This is a genomic window from Polynucleobacter sp. MWH-Svant-W18 (genome assembly GCF_018687495.1).
Classification (GTDB): domain Bacteria; phylum Pseudomonadota; class Gammaproteobacteria; order Burkholderiales; family Burkholderiaceae; genus Polynucleobacter.
Map to the genome: position 1 here is coordinate 68,781 of NZ_CP061293.1, position 24,742 is coordinate 93,522.

Consider the following 24,742-nt stretch of genomic DNA (forward strand, 5'->3'; position numbering starts at 1 on the left):
TTATTAAAAGCCCACTGTTCATCTGAATTAAAGGGTGAACTCACCGCCGGTCGTAAGACTGCGGCAAAGAAAGGAAAGCATCGTGGCACGTTACTTAGGGCCTAAGGCCAAATTAGCACGTCGGGAAGGTACCGACTTATTTTTAAAGAGCGCACGTCGCGCCCTGTCAGACAAGTGCAAGTTAGATACTAAGCCTGGTCAACATGGTCGTACATCTGGCTCAAGAACATCGGATTACGGTAATCAATTGCGTGAAAAGCAAAAGGTTAAACGTATCTATGGCGTATTAGAGCGTCAATTCCGTCGTTACTTCGCAGAAGCTGAGCGTCGTAAGGGCAATACTGGCGAAACTTTGCTCCAGTTGCTAGAGTCACGTCTCGACAACGTGGTTTATCGCATGGGCTTTGGTTCAACTCGCGCAGAAGCACGTCAGTTGGTTTCTCACGGTGCGATTACCTTAAATGGTAGCGCTGTGAATATTCCATCCATTCAGGTTAAACCTGGTGATGTAGTTGCGATCCGCGAAAAAGCGAAGAAGCAGGCGCGTATTGCAGAATCACTCAATTTGGTTCAGCAAATGTCTGCAGTTACCTGGGTTTCAGTTGATGCAGCCAAGCTGGAAGGAACATTTAAGCAAGTGCCCGACCGCGAAGATATCAGCGGTGAAATTAATGAAAGTTTGATCGTCGAATTGTATTCACGCTAATTAGGCACTCTCAAGGAAAAAATATGCAAACAAATTTGCTCAAGCCAAAAATTATTTCTGTTGAAGCGCTTACCGCCAACCAAGCTAAGGTTGTTATGGAGCCGTTCGAGCGTGGCTATGGCCACACACTCGGAAATGCATTACGTCGCGTACTCTTGTCTTCAATGGTTGGTTATGCACCAACTGAAGTAGCGATTGCAGGTGTAGTTCATGAATATTCCACTTTAGATGGCGTTCAAGAAGATGTTGTTAATCTCTTGCTCAACCTCAAAGGTATCGTATTTAAGTTGCAGTCACGCGATGAAGTCACTATCAATTTGCGTAAAGAAGGCCCAGGCGTCGTTACAGCAAAAGATATCGATCTTCCACATGATGTAGAAATCATGAACCCTGATCATGTCATCGCGCATTTGTCGGCTGGTGGCAAGTTGGATATGCAGATCAAGGTTGAAAAAGGCCGTGGCTATGTTCCAGGTAACGTACGTCAGTACAACGACGAAACTACTAAGATCATTGGCCGTATCGTGTTGGATGCTTCTTTTAGCCCAGTTAGCCGTGTTAGCTATGCTGTTGAGTCTGCTCGTGTTGAGCAACGTACCGACCTCGATCGTCTCGTAATGACTATTGAAACCAACGGTGTGTTGTCTCCTGAGGAAGCGATTCGTCAGGCAGCTAGCATCTTAGTGGATCAGTTGGTAGTATTCGCAGCTCTTGAGAGCAGCGAAGTTTCTGGTGATTTAGCACCAAATCGCTCTTCAATGGTTGATCCAATGTTGATGCGTCCGGTTGATGATCTCGAGCTCACAGTTCGCTCTGCAAATTGCTTGAAGGCTGAGAACATTTACTACATTGGTGACTTGATTCAACGTACAGAGAATGAATTGTTGAAGACGCCTAATTTGGGTCGTAAGTCTTTGAATGAAATCAAAGACGTATTGGCTGCTCGTGGTTTAAGTCTTGGCATGAAACTCGAAAGCTGGCCTCCAGCCAACCTCGAGAAATAATTAGAAAGGAAGCATCATGCGTCACGGAAACGGCTTACGCAAACTAAACAGAACATCTTCACATCGCTTGGCGATGCTGCGCAACATGTCCAATTCTCTTTTGGAGCACGAAGTGATTAAAACCACTTTGCCAAAAGCAAAAGAATTGCGCATGGTTGTTGAGCCTTTGATTACCTTGGGTAAAAAAGATAACTTGGCAAACCGTCGCTTGGCATTCAATCGCACTCGTGATCGCGATATCGTGACCAAACTCTTCACTGAGCTCGGCCCACGTTACGCAACACGTCCAGGTGGCTACCTTCGTATTTTGAAGTTTGGCTTTCGTCATGGCGACAATGCTCCAATGGCATTAGTAGAGCTGGTTGATCGTCCAGAAGCTGAAGAAACAGCAGTAGTAGCTGAAGAGGCTTAAGTCTCACAGCCGCATATAAAGCCAGGCTTCGGTCTGGCTTTTTTCATTTACGGGTTATAAATACGCTATGCCTCACGCTCCCTCTGTTAATTCCAATAAGCTTTTAGTGGTCGTTACGAGCCTTCCAAATATGGAGTCCGCTAGCACCATAGCTCGAGCCCTAGTAGAGGCTCAGCTCGCAGCCTGCGTACAGATAACCGAAGGGATATCTTCCATATATCGCTGGGAAGGCAAGGTGTGCGAAGAGCAGGAGGTTCTTTTATCTGCCAAGACAGTAGCGCACCGATGGGACGAGATTTGCATCTTTATTAAAGATAGTCATCCCTACGATCTACCTGAAATTTTGGCATTTTCCCCAGAGCAATACGATCAGCAATATGGTGAGTGGGTACAAGCTGAGGTAAATTCGAAAGCATGAGAATGCAATCTTTTCTGAAAACCGTTATCGCATTGCTCGTGCTGTTATCGGCACAAGTTTTCGCTGCACCGGATTTCCTGCCCCCAGAAAAAGCATTCCGAGTCGAAGCTACTTGGTTAGAAAATTCCAATCAAATTGAACTGGAATTTATGCCTTCCAAAGGCTACTACATCTATCAAGAATCACTTCAATTCGAGGCGGGTACTGAGGCTGGAAAGCTATATAAAATAAGGCCTGCACTGCCAGTGGGGATTGAGAAGTTTGATGAAACTTTTCAGAAAAAACTACAAATCTACAAGCAGCCTTTCATAGTGTTGCTAGATGTTAAAACCATTACTGGCAAGCCTATTCATGTTGATGTGGCCCTACAAGGTTGCGCAGAAGCTGGTATCTGCTATCCGCCAATGACATTGAAATTTTTATTAGCGGCTCCTGGGGTTAAGGCAGCGCCGATACCAGAAGCATTGGATGGTTTGCAAAACAACGCAGATCAGAAAGTGACCCAATTTAGTGTGTTTGATCTTTGGCGTGAGCGAGATGATGTCAATGCTATTGGCCGCTTTTTAGAAGGTACATCTACCACTTATTTATTCTTAGCCTTTTTTATTTTGGGTCTCGCTTTAGCGTTTACCCCCTGTGTTCTACCAATGCTACCCATTCTATCGAGTGTGATTTTTGGAACCCAAGATGGCAAAGCAATTTCCAAGAGACGCGCCAGTATCCTGGCACTCGCATATGTGCTTGGCATGGCTTTAGTCTATGCCTTGGCAGGAACCTTGATGGCAGCTTTGGGCGGTAGTGTGCAAAGGGTGCTCCAAAGCCCACTAGCACTTGCCGCTTTTGCCATACTGCTTTTGATCCTCTCAGGTAGCTTATTTGGGCTCTATGAGCTACGTTTGCCCCACTCATGGCACCAGCATATCGATAGACTCGCGGGGCGCCAAAAGGGCGGTAGCGTGTTTGGGGCATTTGCCTTGGGTGGAATTTCCACTTTGGTGGCTAGCCCGTGCATTACGGCCCCACTTGCAGGTGTGTTGGCCTTTATTGCCCAGACTGGGTCAATCAGCCTGGGGGCAGGATTGCTCTTTGTAATGGCGCTGGGCATGGGTCTGCCACTCCTATTGATTGCGATCGAGGCACGTATTTTGATTCCATCTACAGGCATGTGGATGGTTTGGTTACAGCGTACCTTAGGCATCCTATTGGTGGCAACGGCAGCTTGGATTGCATCGCCATTAATTCTGAAAAATGAGCCGATTGGATCAGTCAAAACAATCAATGGGCAGAGAATTCATCAAGTTGGAGAATTATCTTTTCTGGTGATTCATACGCCTGCAGAGTTAGACACACAACTCAGTAGGGCTAAAGCAGAGGGCAAGTTTGTCCTGCTGGATTTTTATGCAGACTGGTGCATTAGTTGCAAAGAAATGGAAGTCAATACTTTTGCAAACCCTCAAGTTGGGGCTGAACTAAAACAATTTGTTTTATTGCAAGCAGACGTCACTAGCAATAGTATCGATAACCAAGCGTTACTCAAACGTTTTAGACTATTTGGGCCGCCGGGTATTGTGATTTTTAATCTCAACTCAGATGAGTTAAAAGATCAACGAGTGATTGGCTATATGCCACCGCAGCGTTTTATTGAACGCTTAAAACAGGTAGTAGCTATTAAAAGCAACTAGACAGATTTACTTAGTTGCTTTTAATAAACGCGCTGCTTCAAGCGCAAAGTAAGTCAAAATGCCATCAGCCCCAGCCCGCTTAAATGCCAGTAACGATTCCATCATTACTGCGTCATGATCTAACCAGCCATTCTGTGCAGCCGCTTTAATCATGGCGTATTCACCGCTGACTTGATAGGCGTATGTTGGGTAATTAAAAACATCCTTAACGCGCCGTACGATATCTAAATAAGGCATACCAGGCTTGACCATTACCATGTCGGCACCTTCACTAATATCAAGTGCAACCTCCCGCAAAGCCTCGTCGCCATTGGCGCAATCCATTTGATAGGTTTTCTTGTCCGCCTTGCCGAGATTTTTGGCTGAACCTACTGCATCCCGAAATGGACCATAAAATGCAGACGCATATTTTGCCGAATAGGCCATGATGCGCGTATGAATGAGATTCTGTTTCTCTAGCGCTTCGCGAATTTTTCCAATGCGACCATCCATCATGTCAGAGGGTGCAACGATATCTACCCCTGCTTCTGCTTGAGTCAATGCTTGTTGTACCAGGATTGCAGTGGTTTCATCATTTAAGATGCGCCCATCTTTGTCCAGCACGCCATCTTGACCATGGCTCGTGTAGGGGTCGAGTGCGACATCGGTCATGATTCCTAAGTTTGGGAAATGTTTTTTAAGTGTGCGCACCGCATTTGGAACGAGCCCATCAGAATTAAAGGCTTCTTTACCATCCGGCGTTTTTAAGGCGGCATCAATCACTGGAAAGAGGGCAAGAACTGGGATTCCTAAATCAACACATTCTTGTGCAACATCTAAAAGTAGGTCTAAAGACATCCGTTTCACACCAGGCATCGAAGCCACTGCCTCAGATTGACCTTTGCCCTCTAGCAAGAAGACGGGATAAATCAAATCGTTTGGCGTAAGGCTGCTTTCTTGCATGAGACGGCGTGACCAGTCATCACGACGCATCCGGCGAGGGCGGTGTATTGGAAAGCTGAGCAAGGTATTAGTTGATGATTTCTTCTTCATGGGTTTCTGCTTCAAATAGCCATTTAATAATTAAATTATCTGCCTCTTCTAGGCCAATGCGTTTAGTGCTGGAAAATAATTGTGCTGTCAGCTGTTTAGACTCCCCTGTGCCATCTGGTAAAGCTGGGTCATATTGTTGCAACTGTTTACGAACTGCCTCTAAGGCATGCTTGCACTCGCTCTTATTGAGCTTGTCGCATTTACTGAGCAAAATATGGATGGGTTTACCGGTTGGGACAAACCATTGGATCATTTGCTCATCTAGATCGGTAATGCCACGTCTGGCATCCACAATGAGGACCATGCCAACCAATTGCTCTCGCTCCTGAAGATAGTCGCTCAGAAGGCTATTCCAGTGATATTTGGTCTCATGGTTTACGGCAGCGTATCCATATCCTGGCAAGTCCACTAAATAGGCCAAAAGGTCATCTTTGGCAAAAAGACCGAAATAGTTAATGTGCTGGGTGCGGCCAGGGGTTTTGCTGGCAAAAGCGAGTCTTTTTTGGTTGCAAAGGACGTTTATTGCACTAGATTTGCCGGCATTTGAGCGCCCAGCAAAGGCCACTTCACGCAGGGGTGTGGCTGGCAGACAATGGGTGTCATTGACTGTGGTTGCGAATCGGGCTTGAAAGAGTTTAGACATGTCCAGAAGCTATTGTAAAATCACGCAAAATCATGAAATATCTCATGGTGTTGGGTAAAAAGGTTGTAAATGCAGGGCCCAAACACTTTTAGGAATTTTTGCCAAGGTAAACATAATGCGTCAAACCTCCCAAATCTCCAAATTCACTAGCTTGCGTGCTGGTTTTGCGGTTCTCTCTATTTTCGCTCTGATCGGTATTTCTGGTGCAGTAATTGCTGCTGATGCTGATCCGATGGCACCTGCGGCCAAGGCTGAAGTTCCTGGCAAGCCAAAGGCTGATGCTGTTGCTGGTGAGGCGCTTTACTCTAATGGCGACGCAAGTCGCGGCGTGACTGCTTGTATTACTTGCCACGGCCCTAAAGGCCAGAGTGCAATTGGCACATGGCCAAAATTATCAGCACAACATGCTGCTTACACGGCTAAGCAATTGAGAAACTTTAAAGAGGGCTCTCGTGCTAATCCAATCATGATGGGAATGGCAGCTACTTTGACAGAGCAAGATATGGTGAATATTGCAGCCTTCTTGAGTAAGCAGCCCGTCTCCCAAGGCGTTGCTCAAAACAAAGAAACCATTCAGTTGGGCCAGAGCATTTATCGCGGTGGTATTGCAGCTAAAGGCGTACCAGCTTGTGCAGGCTGTCATAGCCCTAATGGCGCTGGAATTCCGGCTCAATACCCACTCTTAGGCGGCCAATGGGCAGACTACTCTTACGCGCAGTTGGTGGCGTTCAGCAACGGCACTCGTAAGAATGGCCCAATGATGACAACCATCGCTACGAAATTGTCAGATCAAGAGATGAAGGCAGTGGCAGATTACATTGCTGGCTTGCATTAATCAGATAGCGACTTTAAATAAAAACCCCGCTCAAGTAGCGGGGTTTTTATTTATCTGCAAGTTTTCTGAATTACTCCGGCAAAACATTCTCACTTGCAAACAAGTCAGCTATTTTTTCACGAGCTCGAATGACGTAAACATTTTTTCCGTCAACCATAATCTCGGCGGGTTTAGGGCGCGTGTTGTAGTTAGATGCCATCACAAAGCCATATGCGCCTGCAGACAGAATTGCTAAAAGATCTCCCTCTTCGACAGCGAGTTTTCGATCTCTTCCCAACCAATCCCCTGATTCACAGACTGGTCCGACTACGTCGTAAGTTAAGGCCTTGGCATCTTTGCTCCGAACCGGAACAATCCCATGATGGGCTTCATATAAGGCTGGACGCATGAGTTCAGTCATTGCTGCATCAACGATGCAAAAATTCTTCTCGGCACCTGGTTTAAGGTATTCCACTTTGGTGAGAAGCACACCTGCATTGCCCACCAAGGATCTACCTGGCTCAAGCACAACATCAAGGTGCGCAAAACCTCGCTCTGCTACATGGTTCAAAAGAGTATTAGTGAATTCAGTAATATCAGGCGGTGTTTCATCACCATAGGAAATTCCAAGGCCCCCACCTAGGTCCAAGTGGTGAATCACGATGCCTTCCCTTTTAAGGTGCTCAACTAAATCTAACACTTTATCGAGTGCATCTAAGTACGGTGCAGTTGTTGTGATTTGAGAGCCAATATGACAATCAATACCAACAACATCAATTTGTGAAAGCTGGGATGCTTCGCGATAGGTTTTTAATACTTCGTGATACGCAATGCCAAACTTATTTCCTTTGAGGCCTGTAGAGATGTAAGGGTGCGTTTGTGCATCCACATCTGGATTGACGCGCAATGAAATTGGAGCGCGGCAGTGAAGCTTGACGGCGATCCGATTGATATTGTGAAGTTCTGCAATGGATTCCACATTGATACATTTGACACCAGCGTTTAGGGCTTGGGCAATTTCTTCAGAGGATTTTCCGACACCAGCAAACACTAGGCTTTTGGGGTCTGCACCGATAGCTAGTGCACGCGCTAATTCACCTCCGCTCACTAGGTCAAAACCTGCCCCTAGTTTTTTAAAGCAATCAATTACTGCTAGATTGCTATTCGCTTTCATTGCGTAATGAACTCGAGCGCGACGTTTGCCTTTGCTATCAATACAGGCTTTGTCATACGCTTGGTAGGCCTCAGTCAGTGCCTTTTTACTGTAAACATACAGTGGGGTGCCAAATTCGTTTGCGAGATCCGCGAGCGGAATTTCTTCAGCGAACCAATTGCCACCCTGCTCGCTAAAGCCTGATAGTTTTGGAAGAGGAGTTGCTTTGCTTGTCATTGCTTTGCCGGTGATGGATTGCTAGTACTAGCAGGAGTTTGAGGTGGATAGAGCTTACCTTGAGGTTCGGGCTCAGTAGGGGCTGGCGGCACAGGGGGCACATTGGGCATAAAGAGTGGTCCCCTAACCCCACATCCAGAAAGGGCTATTAGGAGGCTAATGCACAGGGCTCTATTGAGAATCGCTATCATGAATGTCTCTAAAACGAATGATTGAATATAGCATGCAGGACTCCAATATGAATCTAAATAATTTGAGTGTTGAAGCCATTGATGACAAGCAGTTTCACCAGTTAGGCAGCAATTTATTGCAGTCAATCGAACTTGCTCTAGAGACTGCTGATGACCAATTGGATCTTGATCTCGATATTGAGCGTCAAGGGGGTAATGTGATCAACATTCGTTTTCGGGATAAAAGTGTGATTGTGGTCAATACCCAGCCACCGCTTCATGAAATCTGGGTGGCCGCCAAATCAGGTGGATATCACTATCGTTGGGCGGGTACTATGGCTAAGCCTTTGTGGCTCGATACCAAAACCGGTAAAGAACTGTTAAGCGATTTGACTGAATTTGCCAGTGATCAGGCTGGTCAAGCCCTCAAAATTCAGCTGATCTAAGCCGCTCCAGTAGCGGCGAGGGTTTCTAGAACTACTGTATCGGGTACGCTTTTGATTTGGGCTTTGCCAATCTTTTCTAGAAGTACATAACGAATTTGTCCGCCCTCAGTTTTTTTATCAACTTGCATTAGCTCCATATAGCGAGCAGCGCCAAATTGAGGTGGAACAATAGGCAAGTTCATGGACTGAATAATCTTGGTGAGCCGATCGAGTTCAGCCTTGCTGATCTGATTTAGTCGGTGCGATAAATCAGCTCCCATCACCATGCCGCAGCCAACTGCCTCACCATGGAGCCAAGTGCCATAACCCATACCAGCTTCAATTGCATGTCCAAAGGTGTGGCCAAAATTCAGGGTGGCACGAATGCCGCCCTCTCTCTCATCAGCAGATACAACTGCAGATTTAATTTCACAAGATCGCAGTACGGCGTGCCCTAAAGCAGTTGTGTCACATGCTAATAAGGCCGCTGCATTGGCTTCAATCCAATCTAAAAATGAGGCATCAGCAATCGCACCATGTTTTACAACTTCAGCAAGGCCGGCGGATAGCTCTCTAGGCGGCAAAGTTTTGAGCGTGTTTAAATCGGCAATGACGGCCACAGGCTGATGAAAAGCGCCAATCATGTTTTTACCTAAAGGATGATTGATGCCAGTTTTTCCTCCAACCGAAGAATCTACTTGAGAAAGCAGGGTGGTTGGAACTTGAATGAAGCGAATGCCGCGCATGAAGCTAGCAGCCGCAAACCCTGTCATATCGCCGATAACACCGCCACCTAAAGCAATTAACAGGGTTTGGCGATCTGCTCCAAATTTTAGGAGGTCATCAAAAATGAGCTGAAGATTTTTCCAGTCCTTATAAGACTCTCCATCAGGCAGGGTAATCGTTCTCACAGGCTTGCCAAAGGTTTCTAAAGTCTTGGTGAGGCGAGCTGCATAAAGAGGTGCAACCGTAGTATTGGTAACGATGTAGATTGAAGTTGCTTTTTCGCAGGCAACAAATAGACTTGCTTGATCAATGAGATCAGTGCCAATATAAATTGGGTAGCTGCGGTTGCCAAGATCAACTTCTAGTGTTTTCATCATAGTGCCAATATATTTAAGCGGAAAGTTCGAGTTGCATGATTAAGGTGTTGACTAATTGATTGACACTAGGTTTGCCAGTTTCAATCACATGATCGGCGATTTCACGATAAAGTGGGTCGCGTATCGCATATAAATTTTCAAGAATTTTTTTGGCATCACCATTGCGTAAAAGAGGGCGACCTTCCCCGCCTTTAGTGCGATGCCACAGTTCGGCCGGATTGGCATGCAAATAAATTACGATGCCACGCTCTTTAAGTGCTTGTCGATTTTCAGGAAGCAAAATAGCGCCACCGCCAGTAGCCAAAACAATGTCATGTTCAGCGGTAATCTCACGAATGGCTTGAGCCTCTCGTTTACGAAAACCCTCCTCACCTTCCATTTCAAAAATGACAGGAATTTTGACACCACAACGCTCTTCGATCACATGATCGGCGTCTAAAAATCGGCGCCCGAGTTTCTTTGCCAACACTTTACCTACGGTCGACTTCCCGGCGCCCATCAGGCCGATCAGAAAAATATTGTTTTTCGAAGAATTCACCCTTTGATTTTATTAGGGTTTATCGAGGACGGTAGGCGTTAAGAAGACCAGCAGCTCAGTTTTATCTTGTAATTTAGATTTATGGCGAAATAAATGCCCTATTAGAGGAATATCACCCAGAAGTGGGATTTTTACTTCATCTTCCCGTTCGGTGGTCTGAAAAATTCCGCCGATTATGGCTGTCCCGCCATTTTCAACGGTGACCTCAGAACTCAGGCTTTTGGTATCAATCGCGTACCCTTGCTCTGTTTTCATGCCAATAGTGTCTTTATTGATGCCAACTAGCATAGAGATTTTTCCATCTGGATGAATTTTGGGCAGAACTTCAAGGCGCAAATTGGCTTTTCTAAATTGAAGTTTGCTGCCATTTTGGGAGGTAGTTTGATAGGGCAGTTCAGTACCTTGTTCAATCGTGGCCTTGACCTGATCGCCAGTCATGATGCGTGGGTTCGAGAGAATTTTTCCTTGCCCATCCGATTCAAGAGCTGAGAGCTCCATTTGCAGAAGTCGACTGCCATTTCGGGAAACTAGGGTGGCTGCGATGGTAGCTGGATGAAAGCCGTTTAAACCTGCTCCAGCGAGATCCATATTGCCAACAACTTTTTGGTTGGGGGTATTTTGAGCGTTTGCTTGATAACCCAGTTTGACTCCAAGTTCACGGGCAAAGCGTTTGTCCGCCTCCACAATACGTGCCTCAATCAAAATTTGCCGCGGGCTATTGATGTGGTCGCCACCAAAAGGCAGCGCCGCATCCTCGCGCCGGTGTTTTTGAAATGCTTGAATTTCTGCATGTGGACCAATCCAATAGATATCTCCATTGCGGACTAATCGCAGACCTCTGCTAGCAAGAATGGAGTGCAAAGCGGTTTGCCATGGCGTATTTATTAGGTCAATCGTAATGCGCCCCTTGATGGATTCACTTAATAAAAAATTGCTGCCCCCTAATTTGGCAAGCGCTTGCAACAGTTCCACAAGCTCAATATTGTTAAATTGCAAGCTGACAGGATCTTCGGGAGAGAAATTTCCAGAAGTATTGGCGCCGACCGGATTTACTGAAAATGTAAGAAATAGGAGGAGCCACGTAACGAATCTTTTAAAAACTTTAGGCATGCAGTTACGGTCCAGATAAGTTCGGATTAGTGGATTTGAGAACGAGTGTTTTTCCTAGGGGATGGGTTAGGGTGACAAACTCTTTTTCGATTTGCGTTAAACGCCAGTCCCCTAAAACAAGAGCGCCTTTTTGAAACGCCCCATTCTTTTTGCCGGTATGAAAAAACGCTTGGTGAGACCCCCGAATTTGAGCCGTGCCTAAAAAGCGCCAATTTTTGAGTTCAGACTCATGGGGGGTGGGCTGAGGCTTGGGATTTCCTTTGAAAAGAGGCTTATTTTCTTTTAAAAAGTGAATGCTTACTTCTAATAAATCTATTTCCTCATATAGATTATCCTCGATATTTTGTAATTCTGTACGCAATAGACCTAATTCCTTTTGGAGCGCAGAAATTTGATTTTGCGATTCCTGAATGAGAGACTCTGAGCGGGATTCGATGGACTCAAAGGCAATAAATAGAGCGAGAGAAAGGCCAATCAAACAAAGGCCAATCCCGATAAACGGTCCCAATTTTTGAACTTGAGGTCCAGCAGTAAGAGCGCTCAAAGCATCGAGGGGCTGACGCACTTTGGATGGATTTTTAGGCTGTTGATGGGCGGTTTTGGGCGCGGGTGTTTTACGGATCCCATGAGGATCAGGAATTGCTGGATCATCCCCAAGCTCACTCAAAATTTCATCAAAGGATTGCGGAGATATGTGGCGAGATGGCATGCCACCATTTTTCTGGACCTAGACTTGTAGGGCAATCAGAATACTTTGAATTGAGCGTCAGAAAGGCGGCAGAAATTGACTCTTACAGGGTTTTTGGAGGATTTAGTTAAATTGCTTAAGCACCCTATAATTCGAACATATGGCCTTACCTCCAAATGACAAGCCAACGCCAAATCAGCGGCCAATTCGTCAGTTCAATAGACGTCCAGGTCAGCCTCGCTTTGATCCAGGTACGCCACGTAAATCTTCCAGTAGTCCGCTGATCAAAGCAGTTTTAATTATTGGCGTAGTGATTGCCGTGATGGTGATGGTATTGGTGGGCTATGCATTCTTAGTGGCGAAGCCTAATTTGCCAAAAATTTCTGCTTTAACAGATTACAACCCTAAAACTCCTCTGCGTATTTATACGGCAGATAAGGTGCTCATTGGTGAGTTTGGCGAAGAGCGTCGCAGAGTCATTCCGCTTGCAGAGATACCCTTGAGTATGCGCAATGCTGTATTAGCAATTGAGGATGATCGTTTCTATTCTCATGGCGGAGTTGATTACGTTGGAATTTTGAGGGCCACGGTTACCAATTTGCGCGGGCACTTATCGCAGGGCGCCTCAACGATCACGATGCAGGTGGCTCGAAACTTTTTTTTAAGTAACGAGAAAACCTTTAGTCGAAAAATCTATGAAGTCTTATTGGCTTGGGAAATTGAGTCGCAGCTAACGAAAGACAAGATTCTAGAAATCTATATGAATCAGATCTTTTTGGGTCAGCGGGCTTATGGATTCTCAAGCGCAGCCCAAATCTATTTTGGCAAAGAGTTAAAAGACATCACGATTGCAGAGTCCGCAATGTTGGCAGGCTTGCCAAAAGCACCGTCTGCCTACAACCCCGTTAGCAATTTCCGACGGGCCAAAATTCGTCAAGAATATATTTTGCAGCGTATGCGCGATCTTGGATATATCTCTCCTGACGAGTATCAAAAGGCTATGACTGAAGAATTGCATATTCGTGGCCTGGGAAATGAGTTTGCTGTGCGCGCTGACTTCCCTGCAGAAATGGTGCGTCAGTTATTGTTTGCGCAATATGGTGAAGCTATTTATTCCCAAGGTATTGATGTTTATACAACCATACTGAAGGCTGACCAAGATGCAGCCTACAAAGCAGTGCGCCGAGGAATTTTTGAGTATGACTTACGACATGCTTACCGTGGACCAGAGGGATTTATTGAGCTTCCTGAGGATCCAGTAAAACGTCAGCGCGCCATTGATGAAGCTTTACTGGCTTATCCGCAATTAGATGATTTGCAGTCTGGCGTTGTCTTAGATGTAAAGCCAAAAGAAATGCAGGTGATGATTGCCACGGGCGATACGATCACCCTCAAAGGTGAAGGCATGAAATTGGCAGCTGCATCATTAACCGATAGCACTCAACCTAAGAAAAGGTTGCGTCCAGGTGCGGTTGTCAGGCTCTTATTGGATGGTGGGGTTTGGAAGTTAGCCCAGTTACCTCAGGTGGAGGCCGCATTTGTTTCTATGAATGCAGATACTGGAGCGATCCTGTCCTTGGTTGGTGGCTTTGACTTCCGTCGCAATCAATTTAATCACGTCACTCAAGCCCTGCGTCAACCAGGCTCATCCTTCAAGCCATTTATTTATGCTGCCGCTATTGAAAAAGGCTTCACACCGAGCACTATGGTGAACGATGCTCCTCTATCGATTGGCAGTATGGAGACGGGTAGCCAAGCCTGGGAACCAAAGAACTACGATGGTAAATACGATGGCATGATGCGTTTACGGAATGCTTTAGCAAAATCAAAGAACTTGGTTTCAGTTCGCATCATTCGAGCAATTGGCCCTTCATACGCACAGGAATACATTCAACGTTTTGGTTTTGAGCCAGAGAAACATCCGCCGTATTTAACAATGGCGCTTGGTGCAGGTTCAGTTACTCCATTGCAAATGGCCTCAGCCTACAGCGTGTTTGCTAATGGTGGCTACCGCGTCGATCCTTTCTTGATTAACAAGATGATCGATTCAAAAGGCGTTGTGATTTTTGAAGCCAAGCCAGCCACTGTGGGTGATGGCGCACCGCGAGTGTTAGATGCCCGCACAGCCTTTGTGATGGACAGCATGCTGCAAGAAGTTACTAAGACTGGTACCGCCGCATCTGCTCGTGCAAAGCTTGGGCGTGCTGATATTGCGGGTAAAACTGGTACGACTAATGAATCACACGACGCGTGGTTTGCGGGCTATAACCCTAAAGTGGTCGCTATTGCATGGATTGGTTTTGATAAACCAGCAAGCCTAGGTGATCGTGAAACAGGCGGTGGCCTAGCTCTGCCAATGTGGATTTCTTATATGTCTGTTGCTTTGAAAGAGATTCCACAAGAAACTCGTGCGGTGCCAGAGGGTGTCACGCAGGTTGACGGCGATTGGTTTATTCCAGAGTTTGCTCGCGGCGGTACACGCGACCTACAGTAGTTCGTTGCCAACATGGCTAGGCAAGCACGCACTGTTATCCCTGGTCAAGTCATGCATGTGATGGTCCGTGGCAATAATCGGGAAACCCTTTTCTTTACTCCAGAAGATCGACGTACCTATCTCGAATGGTTGCGAGAAGCAGCCAGACAGTTTGGCTGTGCAGTACATGCATTTGCATTAATGCCCAATCATGTTCATCTCTTGTTGACACCGCAAAACGAAGACTCGCTTGCCAAAACTATGCAGTCTCTAGGTCGACGCTATGCTCAATACTTCAATCAGCAGCATCAACGTTCGGGAACTATTTGGGAAGGACGCTACCGCTCCTCTCTGATCGATCCAGATTATTTTTTGCGCTGCATGCGTTATATAGAGCTCAATCCTGTCAGGGCAGGCTATGAATCTAGCCCTCAAGATTCGACATGGACCAGTTTTGTAAGCCATATCGGGGGAAATTCTGAGCCCTGGTTGGTAGATCACCAGCATTTTTGGAAATTAGGTAATACACCCTTTGAGAGGCAAATGGCGTGGGCGCATTTTGTAAAGGAGGGCGCTCCCCACTGGGAAGATCGTCAAATCACTGAATCCCTACTGCGCTCCAAGCCTTGGGTGAGCGATATTTACGCCAAAAGACTCTTTAAAGATAATCCGCAGATAGCTCAGATCCGACATCGTGGGCGCCCTAGAAAGATAAGCTCTTTAAATTCAGCAACTTAGAGAGATAGTTCGAGTCAGAGACCGTGAGTGTTACATGACTCTGTCCCTTTTTCGATAATTCATTTTGGTGCGGTGGCAAAATAAATGGGACAGACTCATTTTATTTCTATTGCATCGACATGGGTATTCACCTATATTTGATCCTCCAAAAGTACTCAGGCCTTTGTCGCCACTCGGAAATACTATGACTACACAATTGAATACCGATCTTCGCCCAATCGCTCAAGGTCTTTATGACCCTAGCAATGAACATGATGCATGCGGCGTAGGATTCGTTGCACATATTAAGGGTAAGAAATCCCACGAGATAGTTGCTCAAGGTTTGAAGATCCTGGAAAACCTCGACCATCGCGGCGCGGTTGGCGCCGATCCTTTGATGGGTGATGGTGCAGGAATATTGATTCAGATACCTGACACTTTGTATCGAGAGGAAATGGCCAAACAAAGTGTGACATTGCCACCTTTAGGTGAGTACGGTGTCGGCATGATTTTCTTACCTAAAGAGCACGCATCCCGTTTGGCATGTGAACAAGAGTTAGAGCGCACTGTGCGTTTGGAAGGTCAAGTAGTGCTCGGGTGGAGAGATGTTCCGGTAGATGTGAAATTGCCGATGTCACCAACAGTACAAATGACTGAGCCATTTATTCGCCAAATTTTTATTGGCCGCGGTCGCGACATCATGACAACTGATGCGCTTGAGCGCAAGTTGTATGTCATTCGTAAAACAGCAAGTCATGCGATCCAAGATTTACATTTGAAGCATGGCAAAGAATATTTCGTCGCGTCTATGTCTGCGCGAACCATTGTTTATAAGGGTTTGCTGTTAGCGAATCAAGTAGGTGCCTATTACCAAGATTTGCAAGACAAGCGGACTGTATCAGCGCTCGCCTTAGTGCATCAACGCTTCTCTACCAACACATTCCCTGCATGGGAATTGGCGCACCCATATCGCATGATTGCGCACAACGGTGAGATCAATACGGTTAAAGGTAACGTCAACTGGGTAAACGCACGAGAAGGCGCCATTAGTTCACCAGTTCTTGGCGATGATTTAAAGAAACTTTGGCCTTTAATTTATCCAGGTCAATCAGATACTGCCTGTTTTGATAACTGTTTAGAGTTATTGGTAATGTCCGGTTATCCATTGGCCCAAGCAATGATGATGATGATTCCTGAGGCATGGGAACAGCATGCATTGATGGATGACAACCGCCGTGCTTTCTATGAATACCATGCAGCCATGATGGAGCCATGGGATGGTCCTGCTGCCATGGCATTTACAGATGGTCGTCAAATTGGGGCAACTTTGGATCGCAATGGTTTGCGCCCTGCACGTTATTACGTGACGGATGATGACTTGGTCATCATGGCATCTGAAGCGGGTGTATTGCCTATTCCAGAGAGCAAGATTGTTCAAAAATGGCGCTTGCAACCCGGCAAGATGTTCATGATCGACATGGAGCAAGGCCGCATTATTGATGACGTTGAACTCAAAAATGCTGTTTCTAAAGCCAAGCCTTATAAGAGCTGGATCGATGCTGTACGCGTCAAGTTAGACGAAGTTGATGCTAGCAAGGCTGACTTAGTAGATGAAAAAAATACGATTCGCCCAGCAGCTAAATTGTTAGATCGCCAACAAGCATTTGGATACACCCAGGAAGACATTAAGTACCTGATGGCCCCAATGGCGATGAACGGTGAAGAGGCGATTGGCTCCATGGGCAATGACAGCCCATTGGCAGTTCTGTCCAATAAGAACAAGCCTTTGTATAACTACTTCAAACAATTGTTTGCACAGGTTACCAATCCCCCGATTGATCCAATCCGTGAAAATATGGTGATGTCTTTGGTGTCATTTATTGGGCCAAAACCCAATTTATTAGATACCAACAACATCAACCCGCCAATGCGTTTGGAAGTGAGTCAGCCCATTTTAGATTTTGATGATATGACGAAGATTCGTCATATTGGTCACTACACCAATGGCAAGTTCCGCTCATATGAATTGGATATTTGTTATCCAGCAGTTTGGGGTAAGGCTGGTATTGAAGCGCGTTTAGCATCACTGTGTGCTGAAGCAGCAGATGCGGTTCGCTCTGGTTACAACATTCTGATCGTGAGTGATCGTCAGGTAGATGAGAAGCATGTGGCGATTCCTGCGCTATTGGCAACTTCAGCAATCCATCAGCATTTAGTACAAAAAGGTCTGCGTACTAGCGTTGGCCTCGTTGTGGAAACCGGTAGTGCGCGTGAAACACATCACTTCGCACTCTTGGCTGGCTATGGTGCAGAAGCCGTTCATCCATACCTTGCCATGGAAACTTTGACCGAGATGGCTAAAGGCTTGTCGGGCGATTTATCTGGTGAAAAAGCTGTTAAGAATTTCATCAAAGCGGTTGGCAAGGGCTTGCAAAAAGTGATGTCTAAGATGGGCATCTCTACTTACATGTCTTATACCGGCTCACAGATTTTTGAAGCCATTGGTTTGAACCACGACATCATTGATCAGTACTTCAAAGGTACGCCATCTAACGTGGGTGGTATTGGTGTATTTGAAGTTGCTGAAGAAGCCTTGCGTATGCACACTTCTGCCTTTGGTAATGATCCAGTGTTGACCAATATGCTCGATGCTGGCGGTGAATATGCTTTCCGTATTCGTGGTGAAAACCATATGTGGACTCCAGACACAATTGCGAAGTTGCAACATTCCACACGCATTGGTGCCGACAAGGGCTATCAGACTTACAAAGAGTACGCCAATATCATCAATGATCAAACTAAGCGTCAAATGACATTGCGTGGCTTATTCGAGTTCAAGATTGATCCAGCAAAAGCAATTCCATTGGATGAAGTAGAGTCCGCTAAAGAAATCGTCAAACGTTTCGCAACGGGTGCGATGTCCTTGGGTTCTATCTCTACTGAAGCGCACGCTACTCTGGCGATTGCCATGAACCGTATCGGTGGCAAGTCCAATACCGGTGAGGGCGGCGAAGATCCTAACCGTTATGTGAATGAGCTTAAAGGCATTCCAATTAAGAAGGGCGAAACCCTCGCAAGCGTCTTGGGAAGTGATGTGGTTGAAGCCAATATTCCTTTGTTGGATGGTGACTCATTGCGTTCCAAAATTAAACAAGTTGCCTCAGGACGTTTCGGCGTTACGACTGAATATTTGCGTTCTGCCGATCAAATTCAGATCAAGATGGCTCAGGGCGCTAAGCCTGGCGAAGGTGGTCAATTGCCTGGAGGCAAAGTTTCTGACTACATCGGTAAGTTGCGTTTCTCAGTCCCGGGCGTAGGTTTGATTTCGCCTCCTCCGCACCATGACATTTACTCGATTGAAGATATCGCTCAGTTGATTCATGATTTGAAAAACGTCAATCCAAAAGCCGACGTTTCTGTGAAGCTGGTCTCTGAGGTTGGTGTTGGTACAGTTGCCGCTGGTGTTGCCAAAGCGAAAGCAGATCACGTAGTGATCGCTGGCCATGATGGCGGTACGGGCGCATCCCCACTTTCATCGATTAAACATGCCGGCTCTCCTTGGGAACTCGGTCTTGCTGAAACACAGCAAACCTTAGTACTCAACGGCCTGCGTAGCCGTATTCGTGTTCAGGCTGACGGTCAAATGAAGACGGGTCGCGATGTGGTGATTGGTGCCTTGTTGGGCGCTGATGAGTTTGGTTTTGCGACCGCTCCATTGGTGGTCGAGGGTTGCATCATGATGCGTAAGTGTCATTTGAATACTTGTCCTGTTGGTGTGGCCACTCAAGATCCAGAGCTACGTAAAAAGTTCTCTGGTAAGCCAGAACATGTTGTGAACTTCTTCTTCTTTATTGCTGAAGAGGCGCGCGAGATCATGGCGCAATTGGGCATCCGTAAGTTTGATGATTTGATTGGCCGCGTTGATTTGTTAGATACCCGTAAAGGCATTGAGAACTGGAAGGTTCACGGTTTGGATTTCAGCAAGATTTTTGCTGAACCTCAAGTAGCTGCTGAAGTTCCACGCTATCAGGTTCTGACACAGGATCACGGTTTGGGAAATGCGCTCGATAATATTTTGATTGAAAAGAGTGAGCCTGCACTGGAGCGTGGCGAGAAAGTGTCTTTCATTGTTCCAGTGAAAAACGTCAACCGCACTGTGGGCGCGATGCTCTCTGGTGAGTTGGCGCAGCGTTATGGCCATGCAGGCTTGCCTGATGACACCATTCATATACAGCTCAATGGCACTGCCGGCCAAAGCTTTGCAGCTTTCTTAGCTCGGGGCATTACCTTAGATTTAGTAGGCGATGGTAATGACTATGTTGGTAAGGGCTTATCTGGTGGTCGGGTGATCGTTCGTGCTCCGCATGAGTTCCGTGGTGATACTTCACAGAACATCATTGTGGGTAATACTGTCCTCTATGGTGCAATTGCCGGTGAAGCATTCTTTAATGGCGTTGCTGGTGAGCGTTTTGCAGTTCGCAACTCCGGGGCAACTACCGTTGTTGAGGGTGCTGGCGATCACGGTTGCGAATACATGACTGGTGGCACCGTAGTTGTATTGGGAACCACTGGCCGTAACTTTGCTGCCGGTATGAGTGGTGGTATTGCTTATGTCTATGACGAAGACGGCATGTTTAGTAAGCGTTGCAACACCAGCATGGCAACTTTGGAAAAGGTTCTGCCTTCAGCTGAGCAAATCGCCAAGATGCCAAAGTCTGAATGGCATGCTCCAGTCGATGTTAAGGATGGCGGCGAACGTTTAACCGATGAGCAAATTCTGAAGAGCTTGATTGAACGTCATTTCCGCTATACCGGCTCAGAGCGGGCAAAAGCCCTCTTGGCCGATTGGGAAAATGCACGCGGTCGTTTTGTGAAGGTTCTTCCAACGGAGTACAAGCGTGCTTTAGGTGAGTTGTGGGATAAAGCGCAAAACAAAACTGTTGCTGCTTAACTGATGCTGACATTAAGAAAAGATACTAAGGATTAGATATGGGTAAGGTCACTGGATTTATGGAATTTGAGCGCGTCGACGAAACATACGAAGCGCCCGTGAAACGTCTCCACCACTACAAAGAGTTTGTTGCAGCCCTAACTGACGAAGAAGCTAAGATTCAAGGCGCTCGCTGTATGGATTGCGGTATTCCGTTTTGCAATAACGGTTGCCCAGTGAATAACATCATTCCCGACTTCAATGATTTGGTGTTTCATAACGATTGGAAAAATGCTTTAGACGTTTTGCAATCGACCAATAACTTCCCTGAATTTACTGGCCGTATTTGTCCAGCACCTTGCGAAGCTGCTTGTACCTTAGGCATTAATAATGACGCTGTTGGTATTAAATCCATTGAGCACGCGATTATTGATAAAGGCTGGGAGAGCGGTTGGGTTAAACCACAGCCACCTAAAACGAAGACCGGAAAAAAAGTCGCAATTGTCGGTGGCGGCCCTGCAGGTATGGCAGCTGCACAACAGCTGGCTCGCGTTGGTCACGATGTCACCGTCTTTGAAAAGAACGACCGTGTTGGCGGCTTACTGCGCTACGGCATTCCTGATTTCAAGATGGAAAAGTGGTTGATTGATCGTCGCGTAGAGCAAATGCAAGCTGAGGGCGTGAAATTCGAAACCGGTGTTTTTGTTGGTAAAGAAGCGATTGGTGCTGAAGTAAAAAATTACTCTAATAAGACTGTGTCCCCTGAGCAGTTGATGAAAGATTTTGATGCAGTAGTGATCAGTGGTGGCGCTGAACAACCACGCGATCTCCCAGTACCAGGCCGCGAACTCTCCGGAGTGCACTATGCATTAGAGTTTTTGATTCCACAAAACAAAGAGAATGCTGGTGATTTCAAAAATGAAATCCGCGCTACTGATAAGCATGTTGTTGTTATTGGTGGTGGCGATACGGGTTCTGATTGTGTGGGCACCTCAAATCGTCATGGCGCTACAAAAATTACTCAGTTTGAGTTACTTCCACAACCTCCAGAAGTGGAGAATAAGCCTTTGGTGTGGCCATATTGGCCAACCAAGCTACGCACCTCTTCTTCTCACGAAGAAGGCTGTGATCGCGATTGGTCTGTCGGCACAAAACGCTTTGAAGGTAAAAACGGCAAAGTAGAAAAACTCATTGGCGTGCGTTTGGAGTGGAAAGACGGCAAGATGGCTGAAGTTCCCAATTCTGAATTTGAGATCAAGGCAGATTTAGTGCTTTTAGCGATGGGATTTGTCTCTCCAGTGCAACAAGTTCTCAATGCTTTTGGTGTAGAGAAAGATGCTCGTGGCAATGCCAAAGCCACTGTAGATGGCCAAAATGCTTATCAAACAAACGTTCCAAAGGTATTTGCGGCTGGTGATATGCGTCGTGGACAGTCTTTGGTGGTTTGGGCAATTCGTGAAGGGCGTCAATGCGCCCAGGCAGTAGACGAGTATTTGATGGGGTCATCTGTTTTACCCCGATAATATCGGGGATATGAACATTGCCCACTCACACTCTTTGGATGCAAGTACGCAAACAGCAGGAGAGGTAGTCGTCTCCATTAAAGACGTTAACTTTTCTTATGCTGCAGGGGAGCGACAGATTCTGTCGGGGCTCAATATGGAGTTTCGGCGTGGTCAAGTAGTTGCCGTGATGGGTGGCTCTGGGTGTGGCAAGACAACCATTCTGCGTTTAATTGGCGGTCAAAATATTGCCCAATCTGGCGAAGTGTTATTTGAAGGTCAAGACATTGGCAAGATGACCACTGATCAGTTGATGGCATCACGTCGCCGTATGGGAATGTTATTTCAGTTTGGCGCATTGTTTACGGATTTGAGTGTCTTTGAGAATGTCGCTTTTCCTTTGCGCGAGCACACTGACTTAAGTGAAGAACTATTGCGCTCACTGGTGTTGATGAAATTAAATGCCGTTGGCTTGCGTGGTGCTCGTGATTTAATGCCTTCACAGATTTCTGGGGGAATGGCGCGACGAGTTGCCTTAGCAAGAGCCATTGCTTTAGATCCTCCACTCATCATGTACGACGAGCCGTTTGCTGGCTTGGACCCTATCTCCTTGGGTATTACAGCTCGGTTGATACGGGATTTGAATAATGCACTTGGCGCCACCAGTCTGTTAGTGACGCACGATGTTGAGGAGACCTTTGAGATTGCAGACTACGTGTACTTTATTGCTAATGGCAGTATTGGTGCGCAAGGCACGCCAGAGGAATTAAGTCGTTCAACAGATCCGTTTGTCAGACAGTTTTTAGATGCAGCACCTGATGGACCAGTGCCATTTCACTATCCAGGACAAAGCTTGGCAGAAGATTTTGGAGTAAGTGTTTGATGAATGCACTTCTCAATTTTTTTGGCGACCTTGGATTTTTCATTCGCAGTAATTTAGCGAGTCTTGGGCTTGCTGCCCGCATGTTCGTAGCAGTGATTTGGCGTTCAGGATTTTTATTAAAACGACCGCGTTTAGTGGTGGATCAAATTCTGTTTGTTGGAAATCACTCTTTTGTGATCATTGCGGTATCGGGCTTGTTTGTCGGCTTTGTCTTAGGATTGCAGGGCTATTACACCTTGAACCGTTATGGCTCTGAGCAGGCATTAGGTTTATTGGTAGCGCTTTCTTTAACTCGCGAGTTAGGGCCTGTCATTACTGCTTTATTGTTTGCTGGGCGCGCAGGCACTTCCTTAACTGCAGAAATCGGGTTGATGAAGGCTGGCGAACAATTGAGCGCAATGGAAATGATGGCTGTGGATCCACTAGGTCGTGTGATTGCTCCTCGATTATGGGCGGGCATTATTTCAATGCCGATTTTGGCAACGATCTTTACGGCAGTGGGTGTCATGGGCGGCTATTTTGTCGGAGTTCCACTGATTGGGGTCGATTCTGGGGCGTTCTGGTCTCAGATGCAGGGAGGAGTAGACCTCTTTTCTGATATCGGCAACGGCTTAATTAAAAGCATGGTTTTTGGTGTGGCAGTGACATTTATTGCTCTCTATCAAGGCTATGAGGCTAAACCGACGCCTGAGGGCGTTTCACAAGCGACCACCCGTACGGTGGTGATTTCTTCTTTATCGGTTTTAGCGTTGGATTTCTTGCTAACCGCAATGATGTTTTCAAATTAGAAAGAATAAACTGGGGCCCTTATGAGAAAAAGTGCAATTGATATTTGGGTAGGAATTTTTGTTGCCATTGGATTGTTGGCCGCGTTATTTCTTGCATTGAAAGTGGGCAATATGAATGCGGTGTCATTTGCACCGACATACAAAATTTCTGCACGCTTTGACAATATTGGTGGTTTGAAGCCACGCGCACCAGTCAAAAGTGCTGGAGTAGTGGTCGGTCGAATTGCCAGCATCTCTTTTGACGATAAGACCTATCAAGCAACAGTAGTGATGACCATTGAAGACGCCTATAAATTTCCCAAAGATTCATCCGCCAAGATTTTGACATCCGGTCTGCTGGGCGAACAATATATTGGTCTTGAGGCGGGTGGCTCGGATGATATGTTGGTGAATGGCGAAAAGATTGCTCAGACTCAATCAGCCATTGTTTTGGAAAACTTGATTAGCCAGTTTCTCTACAACAAGGCAGCAGATAGCGGTCAAGACAAGGGTGCAGCAAAATGAGTTTGTGGGTACTAGGTCTGCAGCATAAGCTTAAGCACATAGTGCTCCTGGGTTTTGCTGCTGTTCTAGTAGGCTGTGCCTCGATTCCTGCTGGCGTAGAGCCCTCGCCACACGATCCCTGGGAGCCCTTTAATCGCTCTGTCTTCGAGTTCAACGAAGGTTTGGATGCTTATCTTCTGAAGCCGGTAGTTGCTGGGTATCGATTTGTGTTGCCTGAGTTTGTGCGTGAAGGTATCTATAACTTCTTTAGTAATTACAACGATATCTATACGGCACTATTTAATCTCTTACAAGGCAAGCCTGATTACGCTTTCAGTGATTTGATGCGTGTCGTAGTAAACACTACTTTTGGTTTAGGCGGTTTGATTGATATGGCTACTCCCGGTGGTCTTGAAAAGCATAAAGAGGATTGGGGCCAAACTTTAGGCGTCTGGGGTGTTCCTGCAGGTCCATATGTTGTCTTGCCATTCTTTGGGCCAAGTAACGTGCGCGATACTTTCGGTACAGTGGCAGATCTAGAGTCCGATTACCTATTTAGCATCATGCCCAATGTGGCACTTCGAAATAGCATTACTGGGCTGCGCGTAGTAAATGCTCGTAATACCTATTACGAAGCGGGTGATTTGTTGGATGGTGCTGCGATTGATAAATACAGCTTCATGCGGGATGCCTATATTCAGCGGCGCGAGTATCAAATCAATGAGGGGCGCGATGATGAAGAGCCTCCAATGCCGGTATATGAAAACCCCTACGAATAATTGATATAACGAGAAGGGGCTAAAATGAGTCCCAGTCTAGATAAAGATAGCG

The 24,742-nt window shown here is 46.3% G+C and carries 23 protein-coding genes; 15 read left to right on the forward strand and 8 right to left on the reverse strand.

Annotated features, from left to right (window positions below; translation table 11 throughout):
- Nucleotides 1-82 precede the first annotated feature (82 nt).
- From rpsD to dsbD, 5 genes are all read left to right on the forward strand, one after another.
- Nucleotides 83-706: a 30S ribosomal protein S4 gene (gene rpsD, locus C2757_RS00425; RefSeq protein ID WP_215374691.1), complete on the forward strand. Its 624-nt coding sequence runs from the start codon at nt 83-85 to the stop codon at nt 704-706.
- Nucleotides 707-729: 23 nt separating this feature from the next.
- A complete protein-coding gene (gene rpoA, locus C2757_RS00430; protein ID WP_215374694.1) occupies nt 730-1,710 on the forward strand; it encodes a DNA-directed RNA polymerase subunit alpha in 981 nt (326 codons plus the stop codon).
- A 16-nt stretch (nt 1,711-1,726) separates the two neighbouring features.
- Entirely contained in the window at nt 1,727-2,122 is a 396-nt protein-coding gene (gene rplQ / locus C2757_RS00435) for a 50S ribosomal protein L17 (protein WP_215374697.1), read from the forward strand.
- Between the two features lie 67 nt (nt 2,123-2,189).
- The gene (gene cutA / locus C2757_RS00440) at nt 2,190-2,540 is read left to right on the forward strand and encodes a divalent-cation tolerance protein CutA (protein WP_215374700.1); all 351 of its coding nucleotides are present in this window, start codon (nt 2,190-2,192) and stop codon (nt 2,538-2,540) included.
- Complete coding sequence (dsbD, locus tag C2757_RS00445) at nt 2,537-4,222, forward strand: protein-disulfide reductase DsbD (protein ID WP_215374702.1); 1,686 nt, start codon at nt 2,537-2,539, stop codon at nt 4,220-4,222. The genes cutA and dsbD overlap by 4 nt, the downstream gene beginning before the upstream one ends.
- 6 nt (nt 4,223-4,228) lie before the next feature.
- On the opposite strand, the gene hemB is transcribed toward dsbD, so the two are convergent.
- Both hemB and yihA read right to left on the reverse strand, forming a co-directional pair.
- Nucleotides 4,229-5,254 (reverse strand): porphobilinogen synthase, encoded by a 1,026-nt coding sequence (hemB, locus tag C2757_RS00450; protein WP_215374704.1) that lies wholly within the window; start codon nt 5,252-5,254, stop codon nt 4,229-4,231.
- The gene (gene yihA, locus C2757_RS00455; protein ID WP_215374707.1) at nt 5,232-5,897 is read right to left on the reverse strand and encodes a ribosome biogenesis GTP-binding protein YihA/YsxC; all 666 of its coding nucleotides are present in this window, start codon (nt 5,895-5,897) and stop codon (nt 5,232-5,234) included. The genes hemB and yihA overlap by 23 nt, the downstream gene beginning before the upstream one ends.
- A 115-nt stretch (nt 5,898-6,012) precedes the next feature.
- Here yihA and C2757_RS00460 point away from each other — a divergent pair, with 115 nt between their 5' ends.
- Nucleotides 6,013-6,732, forward strand: coding sequence for a cytochrome c (locus C2757_RS00460; protein ID WP_215374710.1), 720 nt, complete (start codon nt 6,013-6,015; stop codon nt 6,730-6,732).
- Between the two features lie 70 nt (nt 6,733-6,802).
- Here C2757_RS00460 and lysA read toward each other — a convergent pair whose 3' ends face one another.
- Nucleotides 6,803-8,101: a diaminopimelate decarboxylase gene (lysA, locus tag C2757_RS00465; RefSeq protein WP_215374712.1), complete on the reverse strand. Its 1,299-nt coding sequence runs from the start codon at nt 8,099-8,101 to the stop codon at nt 6,803-6,805.
- A complete protein-coding gene (locus C2757_RS09065; protein WP_371817020.1) occupies nt 8,098-8,292 on the reverse strand; it encodes a lipoprotein in 195 nt (64 codons plus the stop codon). Before C2757_RS09065 ends, lysA begins: the two co-directional genes overlap by 4 nt.
- Before the next feature lie 47 nt (nt 8,293-8,339).
- Here C2757_RS09065 and cyaY point away from each other — a divergent pair, with 47 nt between their 5' ends.
- Nucleotides 8,340-8,717, forward strand: a complete 378-nt coding sequence (gene cyaY / locus C2757_RS00470; RefSeq protein ID WP_215374715.1) for an iron donor protein CyaY — start codon at nt 8,340-8,342, stop codon at nt 8,715-8,717.
- Here cyaY and aroB read toward each other — a convergent pair.
- Genes aroB through C2757_RS00490 form a run of 4 tightly spaced genes read right to left on the reverse strand, consistent with a single transcriptional unit; the run spans nt 8,714 to nt 12,156 of the window.
- A complete protein-coding gene (aroB, locus tag C2757_RS00475) occupies nt 8,714-9,796 on the reverse strand; it encodes a 3-dehydroquinate synthase (protein WP_215376705.1) in 1,083 nt (360 codons plus the stop codon). The genes cyaY and aroB overlap by 4 nt on opposite strands.
- 16 nt (nt 9,797-9,812) lie before the next feature.
- Nucleotides 9,813-10,337 (reverse strand): shikimate kinase, encoded by a 525-nt coding sequence (locus C2757_RS00480; RefSeq protein WP_215374718.1) that lies wholly within the window; start codon nt 10,335-10,337, stop codon nt 9,813-9,815.
- A gap of 12 nt (nt 10,338-10,349) precedes the next feature.
- Complete coding sequence (locus C2757_RS00485; protein WP_215374721.1) at nt 10,350-11,447, reverse strand: type II and III secretion system protein; 1,098 nt, start codon at nt 11,445-11,447, stop codon at nt 10,350-10,352.
- 4 nt (nt 11,448-11,451) lie between these two features.
- On the reverse strand, nt 11,452-12,156 hold the full coding sequence (locus C2757_RS00490; protein ID WP_215374724.1) for a hypothetical protein: 705 nt from the start codon (nt 12,154-12,156) through the stop codon (nt 11,452-11,454).
- 139 nt (nt 12,157-12,295) lie between these two features.
- Here C2757_RS00490 and C2757_RS00495 point away from each other — a divergent pair, with 139 nt between their 5' ends.
- From C2757_RS00495 to C2757_RS00530, 8 genes are all read left to right on the forward strand, one after another.
- Nucleotides 12,296-14,629, forward strand: a complete 2,334-nt coding sequence (locus C2757_RS00495) for a penicillin-binding protein 1A (RefSeq protein ID WP_215374727.1) — start codon at nt 12,296-12,298, stop codon at nt 14,627-14,629.
- A 12-nt stretch (nt 14,630-14,641) separates the two neighbouring features.
- A complete protein-coding gene (locus C2757_RS00500; RefSeq protein WP_215374730.1) occupies nt 14,642-15,346 on the forward strand; it encodes a transposase in 705 nt (234 codons plus the stop codon).
- 184 nt (nt 15,347-15,530) lie between these two features.
- On the forward strand, nt 15,531-20,276 hold the full coding sequence (locus C2757_RS00505) for a glutamate synthase-related protein (protein ID WP_215374734.1): 4,746 nt from the start codon (nt 15,531-15,533) through the stop codon (nt 20,274-20,276).
- Between the two features lie 38 nt (nt 20,277-20,314).
- Entirely contained in the window at nt 20,315-21,778 is a 1,464-nt protein-coding gene (locus C2757_RS00510) for a glutamate synthase subunit beta (protein ID WP_215374737.1), read from the forward strand.
- A gap of 10 nt (nt 21,779-21,788) precedes the next feature.
- Nucleotides 21,789-22,640 (forward strand): ABC transporter ATP-binding protein, encoded by an 852-nt coding sequence (locus C2757_RS00515; protein WP_215374740.1) that lies wholly within the window; start codon nt 21,789-21,791, stop codon nt 22,638-22,640.
- Nucleotides 22,640-23,428: a lipid asymmetry maintenance ABC transporter permease subunit MlaE gene (mlaE, locus tag C2757_RS00520; protein WP_215374743.1), complete on the forward strand. Its 789-nt coding sequence runs from the start codon at nt 22,640-22,642 to the stop codon at nt 23,426-23,428. Before C2757_RS00515 ends, mlaE begins: the two co-directional genes overlap by 1 nt.
- Before the next feature lie 21 nt (nt 23,429-23,449).
- Nucleotides 23,450-23,932, forward strand: coding sequence for an outer membrane lipid asymmetry maintenance protein MlaD (mlaD, locus tag C2757_RS00525; RefSeq protein ID WP_215374746.1), 483 nt, complete (start codon nt 23,450-23,452; stop codon nt 23,930-23,932).
- Nucleotides 23,929-24,690, forward strand: coding sequence for a VacJ family lipoprotein (locus tag C2757_RS00530; RefSeq protein WP_215374748.1), 762 nt, complete (start codon nt 23,929-23,931; stop codon nt 24,688-24,690). The genes mlaD and C2757_RS00530 overlap by 4 nt, the downstream gene beginning before the upstream one ends.
- Nucleotides 24,691-24,742: the final 52 nt, after the last annotated feature.